The sequence below is a fragment of the Okeania sp. SIO1H4 genome (assembly GCF_010672695.1).
GTDB lineage: Bacteria > Cyanobacteriota > Cyanobacteriia > Cyanobacteriales > Microcoleaceae > Okeania > Okeania hirsuta.
Genome location: NZ_JAAHGB010000133.1, coordinates 1 through 7,341 on the forward strand (window position 1 = coordinate 1; position 7,341 = coordinate 7,341).

The 7,341-nt window shown below is 43.1% G+C and carries 7 protein-coding genes; 4 read left to right on the forward strand and 3 right to left on the reverse strand.

The genetic code is table 11. The features are described 5' to 3' along the window. Positions 1-186 precede the first annotated feature (186 nt). Positions 187-2,901 (reverse strand): ATP-binding protein, encoded by a 2,715-nt coding sequence (locus F6K06_RS32800; protein ID WP_287309015.1) that lies wholly within the window; start codon positions 2,899-2,901, stop codon positions 187-189. A 99-nt stretch (positions 2,902-3,000) separates the two neighbouring features. Further along, positions 3,001-4,455 carry an extracellular solute-binding protein gene (locus F6K06_RS32805; protein ID WP_287245106.1) on the reverse strand — a complete coding sequence of 485 codons (1,455 nt, stop codon included), beginning with the start codon at positions 4,453-4,455 and terminating at the stop codon, positions 3,001-3,003. Between the two features lie 72 nt (positions 4,456-4,527). Here F6K06_RS32805 and F6K06_RS32810 point away from each other — a divergent pair, with 72 nt between their 5' ends. From F6K06_RS32810 to F6K06_RS32825, 4 genes are all read left to right on the forward strand, one after another. Further along, positions 4,528-5,409, forward strand: coding sequence for a calcium-binding protein (locus F6K06_RS32810; RefSeq protein ID WP_287245109.1), 882 nt, complete (start codon positions 4,528-4,530; stop codon positions 5,407-5,409). Positions 5,410-6,020: 611 nt separating this feature from the next. Further along, positions 6,021-6,272, forward strand: coding sequence for a hypothetical protein (locus F6K06_RS32815; protein ID WP_287245112.1), 252 nt, complete (start codon positions 6,021-6,023; stop codon positions 6,270-6,272). Beyond that, on the forward strand, positions 6,265-6,420 hold the full coding sequence (locus F6K06_RS32820; protein ID WP_287245114.1) for a hypothetical protein: 156 nt from the start codon (positions 6,265-6,267) through the stop codon (positions 6,418-6,420). Before F6K06_RS32815 ends, F6K06_RS32820 begins: the two co-directional genes overlap by 8 nt. A 186-nt stretch (positions 6,421-6,606) precedes the next feature. Continuing rightward, positions 6,607-6,771: a transposase gene (locus tag F6K06_RS32825; protein WP_287245117.1), complete on the forward strand. Its 165-nt coding sequence runs from the start codon at positions 6,607-6,609 to the stop codon at positions 6,769-6,771. Positions 6,772-7,129: 358 nt separating this feature from the next. Here F6K06_RS32825 and F6K06_RS32830 read toward each other — a convergent pair. Then, the coding region (locus tag F6K06_RS32830) for a hypothetical protein (protein ID WP_287323349.1) at positions 7,130-7,341 on the reverse strand (212 nt) is incomplete at its 5' end.

Genomic DNA, 7,341 nt, shown 5'->3' on the forward strand with positions numbered 1-7,341 from the left:
AGAAATTTAACTTTTAAATCCAGTTTTTTTTCCAATTTTCTTGTTCGAGTGGGTCAGACTCCCCATGTTGAGGTGGAGGAACACGTAACCGATCGGGTCATTTGTTTGAGATCTTCCCATCCTCGATATGGAAATGGATTTCAGTCACTATAGCGCTATCTATCATGGCTACGTCAGCTATTTCGTCTACACATACTGAGCTAGTATTGTCTTAATCTCGTTGGTTTTGAGCTTTTTTGCTAGTGCCAACAGCGGTGACACAAATGCTTCATATTCTGCTTCCTCTGCCATTAACCCTTCCAACTGTCGGCGAATGCGACGAAAGTCTCCTGCCTCTGCAGCTTCATACACTGCTCGCAGTTGTTCTATAGGTGGTATTGTTATCCCTACCTCTACCTCAGAGGTGGTTCCCTCCACCAGATCATCCCCAGCATATTCCCACTCTAGGTCTAGCTCCTCCGCTAAAAGCTGGAACAGTTTTTCCGCATTAATGGGTTTGGGTAGGAAGAGATTCGCTCCGGCCTTCAAGGCCAGTTCTTGGTCTGGCTTCGATACATAAGCAGAAGAGACAATAATTTTTTGAGCTTGCAAGTTTGGGCACTGCTGCGCCTGCCGTAGTAGTTCAAACCCATCCATCACTGGCATAGCCAAATCCGTAATCACTAAATCAAAGGGCTGCTCTTGCAGCTTTTCCAGTGCTTGTTGACCATCCTCCGCTTCGACCATTTCAAAGCCAATAGGACCCAACAGATTCACTAAAACGCTGCGATTTTCCCAACGATCATCTACTAACAACAGTCGCTGTCTCTCTCCGGTGTAGCCAACAATGGTGTGGTTGTGCAGGTTGGTTGGGGGCATCTCCCACTCAGCGGCTAAGGGCACAACGATCTCAAAGCTAAATTGACTGCCTTTACCAACTTCACTTTGTACTTTAATATCTGACCCCATCAATTGCACAATCCGATGACTGATGGCCAAGCCTAACCCTGTACCTTCCGACTGCTTTTGGCGATCGCCTACTTGCATAAAAGCCTCAAACAGCCGTTTGAGATATTCTGGGGCAATGCCTACTCCAGTGTCACTCACCACAAATCTCAGGCGATGACGATCTGAATTGAGGGCTACAGCAGCCCATACTTGCAAGGTCACGGTGCCGTGGTTAGTAAATTTAATGGCATTGCCTAACAAGTTGAATAACACCTGGCGCAGTCGCTGTTCATCCACTTCAACGCCCTCGGGTAACCCTGATTCAACCTGATAGACAAACTCCAAACCTTTTTGGGCTGCACGAACTCGGCAGGCTTCCACAACCCCCTGTAAACAGGAGGCTAGATGAACTGATTTTGGAATCAAGTCGAGCTTGCCCGCTTCAATCTTGGCTAAATCTAAGATGTCATTAATCATGCCCAGCAAATGGTTGCCACATTTGTGCATAATTTCGACTTGCTCTTTTTCTTTTTCGGGTAAAGCGGGCGATCGCTTCAATACCTGGGCATAACCGAGAATGCCATTGAGGGGGGTGCGTAACTCGTGACTCATATTGGCAAGGAATTCGCTCTTAGCTTGGTTAGCCACTTCTGCTTTTTCTTTGGCACATCTAAGCTCGACAGTTCGCTCTTCTAGTTCAGCTGTTCGCTCTTGTACTCGTTGTTCCAGTAACTCGATAGACTCCTTAAGTTGGTGGGTCATGGTATTAAAAGTACGAGCCAATTCGCCAATTTCATTGCCATATCCGATGTCTGCACGAGCGTTTAAATTACCATCGGCAACTTGCCTGGCAATCATTGTCAAGCTGCCAATGGGAGAAGAAATAACATGTGCCATGCCAAATCCCACGCCAATTGCAGCAATTGTCGTTCCAAAAGCAAGGAGGAGGTTATTTCGGGTTTGAATTTTGATGGGTTGGAGAAAAACAGATTTCGGTCGCAAATAAGCGACCTTCCAAGATATGGTTTGGGTAGCTTCTAGCGCTCCAGCATATTTTACTTTCTTTTCTTCAGAAAGAATAGTATCAAAGTAGGGGCGCTCGGGGCTAAAATTCGCAGCAAATTCATCAAATTTGGTAAGTTTAGTTGCGTTAGGGATGGAAGGGGGCAAGCGATAAATTGCCTGTAACTCCTGAATCGTGTCAGCTTCTGGAGGAGCGAGAAATTGGAATAGAAGTTCTTCCGGTAGGTTGCCATCATCTCTATATCCTTGTGCCAAGCGTAAATTTTTATCGTCGAGCAGAATGGGAAAGGAAAAAGAACCAGCTAAATTATTATTTTCCAACACGATATGTTGGAGTTTGGTTGCGCTGTACTGACTGCGTAACACTCCAACGACTTTTCCAGTTTCGCGATCGCGGACTGACTGACTGAAGTACAAGTAAGGCTTGCCATCAAGTTCAGAAAATTCTACGTTGGATACAAAAGGTTCTCCTGTTACTAGAGTAACTTGGAAGTAGTCGCGCTCTGACTCATCTTGTCCGATCTGAGGAAAGTGGGTATCAAGCAGATTCTGCCCATTGGTATCAAGAATAGCCGAAGACACTAAAAATATTTTATCTTTGGCAATCAAGGTATTTAGGGTGTTGAGGACTTGTTCTTTTAGGGCAGGAGAAGTGCTTGGTGCAGTTTTCAAATAGGAGGCAAGGGTTTCTTGTTGCGCTTCGGTAACAATTGCCATTAAATTGGCACTAACGAACGCATCAATGTTTGCTACAGTTTGAGAAGCAGCAGCATTCAGGGATTGATTAGCCGATTTAATCAAAGCCCTTCGTGTGGTTTGGTGATTCCACCAAACAAAGCCGGCAAGAGGAGTTAGAGAAATGAAGCAAAATAAGCCTAACAGTTGATAGCGTAAGCTGTAATTCTTGAAGAAGTATTTTAGAGGACGAATATTTCGAGGGATAAGTTTCATTAGTCAGGGAATAGGGAATAGGGAATAGGGAATAGGGGGGAGAAAATTGTTTATTTCATGTCTTACATTGATTTAATTAAAACTTTTGCAATAAGTCTATTATAGGGTTTGTGCTACTTGGGCGGCTGCTTGCGCCATATTGTCCAAAGTAGTTTTAATGCTCTGTTGATTAGTCATTAATTTTCCAAGTTCCACAGGAAAGCGATTGAAACCAAGTTCGATCCAATTAGGAAGGTGGGGTTCCACTCCCATACGACTTTCAATAGCATCTAGAGTCACATCGAAATACTTAACAACATTTGGTTGCGCTCCAAACCCAACTCTCAATCGAGGATCTCTATAGGTGCTGCGACGAACGCCGTTGGTGTTGCTCAATATTGCTACCCTGGTCATCGTGTCTGCGCTTGTGAGCCATTGCAGAAACACCCATGCTGCTTCTTGTTGCTTGCTATAACGAGATAGTAACAAACTGCTGCCTCCACAATGGCTGATGCCCGGAACTTCCCCAAAAGCACATTCGCGGTAAGAACGCAGGGCAATTTCTTGGGGACATCGGACAGTTGCGACTCGTCCTGACACTTGAGACATCGGCGATGCTTCAAACCATGGAAACCACTCTGCCCAAGAGATTAACATAGCTACCCGACCTTGGCGAAAGGCTTCTGCTTCCCCATACCAATCCCAGGTTAATGCTTCGGGAGGAGCATATTGTCGTTGAGCTAGTAAATATTCCATTCCCGCGATCGCCCGCTCGTCGTTAATAGCTGGCGTTCCATCCCCATGATAAAACGACCCCCCATGAGACCATAGCCAAGCGGTCATATTGCAAAGCAAGCTGTTATGCCCTACCTTCCACTGTCCTGCTGTTCCATAAACTTGAGGTTTTTTTGCTTCGTTAATAATTTGCGCTGTTGCTAAATATTCTGTCATTGTTGTCGGGACGGACAACCCCAATTCTTCAAAAATATCTTGGCGGTAGAACATGATAAAGATGGGGATGTCATAGGGGATTGCTACCAACTGTCCTTTATAGGAAGACATATTAGCAACCAAAGAAGGGAAAAAATCCTCAAAATTGTAGTTGGGATATTGTAAGTCAGTGTTCTCTAGCAAATATCTGGGTTTGACCGCAATATTAGCAAAACGACCGACCCAATCTCGATCGCAATACATGATGTCATAGATTCCGGTTTCTCTGGCAATGTCTTGCTCGATCCGTCCCAAGACACGTTCGAGGGGTAATAGCTCCCATTGCACTTTGATTCCTGTTAGGGGAATAAATTCTTCTTGAACTAATTTCCAAGCAACTTGGGCACTGGGTACATCTTCTGTAATCAATCGTATAGTCATGCCGGAAAATGTTTTACCTACATCTTTGAGAAAGTGGTAAGCATCGGTTCCGATGACGCTTGCTGATTCTAAACCGCGAGTCTCTTCAAGGGATAATTTAACAGATGAAGAAGAGGAAAACCGACTACAGGCTTTGAGTGCGTAAGTTGCACTCCATCCCAATGCTGCTAATGTTCCTAAACGCAGTACATTTCGTCTTTTCATTGTTATATGATGTCCGGTTAAATAGTTATAAATGATTAGGCAGGACTTAGGAGTCAGTTTTCAAGCCAAAATATGTCCAAAACTTTCCTTGTCAATGGTCATGCAGGCAACGATAACATCGCATTATTTGGAGGTAGGGATGTTGTACTAGGAGGAGATGGTGGCGATAGCATCATTACCTCTCAACAAGGTGACACTGCAATTGGTGGTACTGGTGCTGATACTTTTAGTCTCAATCAATATGGAACCAACTTTTCTCCCGACCGCATCCTGGACTTCACTCCTGCTGAAGGAGATAAGATTGAGATATGGAAAAAGAATTTGGATGCTATTAGTGATAACTCCGATCCTTCCTTAGGCTTAAACTTTACCCATTCAGAAACTAATAATGCTCTCACTATTACTCTTGGCGATCGGGATCTTGCCATTCTAGAAAATATCTCTAAAAATCAAGTAGGAGATGCCTTAAAACAAATTGAGATTTTGGGTTCACAAACAGACAATGACGGTTCAGAAGGTAGTGATGATGTTCTCATCGGCAACTCCGGCAATCAATTAATGCGAGGTCTTGGTGGTAATGATTACCTGTATAGCGGTGGAGGCAACGATACTCTCCGAGGTGGGTGGCAGGACGATCTGCTCCTAGGAGGAGATGGTAACGACCTTCTGCAAGGCTTTGAAGATAGTGATGTTTTAATTGGTGGTGGTGGTGCTGATATATTTGCTTTCATTGAGCGTTTTGATGCCTTTAGTGGTGTTGACAAGATTCTTGACTTCACTGCTTCTGAAGGAGATCGAATTCGTATTAATAGGTTTCACTATGGTTTTAGTAGTCTGAGTGATTTGAGCTTTAATGAACAAGGTCAATTGTTAGCTAATGGTGACAAAGTTATTGCTATTCTCGAAAATGAATCTGGCTTTAATCTTAACAGTCATGTTGATCTGGTCGGGTAATCCTCTAAATCAAGTGATTTAGGGAGCAAGGTAGGGAATAAGGAACACTTAACTCTTAACAGAAAGTACCTTAAATTCTTAGTTTTTAATAAATCATATTCCCTTGACTACTTGACTTTGTTTTGGATATCACTACTTCTACACCACTACCCTCTGTTCTAAGTTCTAACTCAAACTTTATATTAGTCAGAATTATTAATCTTGAAAGCAGGTGAATCTAACAACTAGATTCATCTGCTTTTGAGTGCAGCAATATAGCGCTACGGGCAAAGCAAAAGTAACTTTTGAGTATCTTGGGTGTGATGTGGGAGATGGGGATGGGGAGTTCTAGAAATATTTGGCAATGGCGCTCGTGAAGATGAAAATTTTTTTATATCGAATTAATATCATGTTCGGATGATCACTTATAATAAAGCCAAAATCATTACAGTAGAGGTATTCAAAGTTGATAGCCAAAAGGATGGCGATATAGCTGCCGCACTTGCTCCGCCAACGCCAACTACCTAAGTGCTCAAGAGTTACTGGTTCATGATCGCCAGGCGACAAATGTCACCGAACGTACCCATTACCAAATAATTTGGTTATTAGTGACAGGAAAAACACCATGATAAGTGGCCCATGTCACTGGTGACAGTAGAACTTGGATTTATCAGTTAGTCAAACGCTACAACAAATGGGGCACAAAAAGTTTGGGAGACGGGCAACATCACAACCAAGGGCAGGAGGCAATATTAACAGATTTACAGCAAGCCCAACTGTGGCAAGTTCTCTGTGAAAAATCACCAGATGGTGGATTGTGGAACGGTCGTCAAGTAGCCGATTGGTTAAGTGATATCATGTCCGGTAGCATCGGTCTTGTATAGCAAAGGTAAGGAAGAAGGAAGAAGGAAGAAGGAAGAAGAAAGAGGGAAGAGGAAAGAAGGCTACCCTCGCAAGAAAAAACCATCATTTCCTGTAGATATTCACCCTTGGGTTTACACAAACGATATAAACGGACATGATATGAACTGACCGGAAAGCAGGTATAGCGCTGTGCGCAGGCAACAGCTCATTGTGGATGTGGTTGTATGGGTTTGTACACCCGATTGGCAGGAGAGACTAAAAGAGTGGATTCTACCCCATGTCAACACAAAAATATTGAATCAAGTTTGAGATGATTTTGCCAGTGAATATTGTCTGGGAAAGAATCAAAGAGTTCTGCTGGTCATCGATCAAGCCGGTTGGCATACCAGTCACAGCTTGAAGATACCAGAGGGTTTGGATTTCATCTATTTACCTGCCAAGTCACCAGAACTACAACCAGCAGAACGTTTGTGGCCTTTAACTAATGAAGTTGTGGCCAATAGCTCTCCCCTTTCTTGAGATGAACTTGAAGAACTATTAGTCTTTCGGTGCCAACAACTAATGAAACAGCATGATTTAATACAAGGACTAACTTGCTTCCATTGGTGGCCTCAAACTAGGGCTATTCAATTATAAGCGATCGCTTGAACATAAAGGTAGTTGGCGTTGGCGGAGCAAGTGCGGCAGCTATATCGCCATCTTTTTGGCCATCAACTTTGAATACATCTACTGTAATGATTCTGGTTTTATTATCAGTGATCATCCGAACATGATATAAGTTAAACTAGTACTTACTTCATTCATTTTTATTGCTGAGAGCTGACTGCTAATAGCTGAATGCTTACAAATTACCTTATATAATAAACTGTATAATGAACTAGAGTATTATAACATTGAGACAAATATTTGCTGTAAATACCTCTTGCCTCCTGCCTCTAAACTCAGCTCCAGAATATTTTTTCATATCATGTCCGTTTATATCGTTTGTGTAAACCCAAGGGTGAATATCTACAGGAAATGATGGTTTTTTCTTGCGAGGGTAGCCTTCTTCCCTCTTCCCTCTTTCTTCTTCCTTCTTCCTTCTTCCTT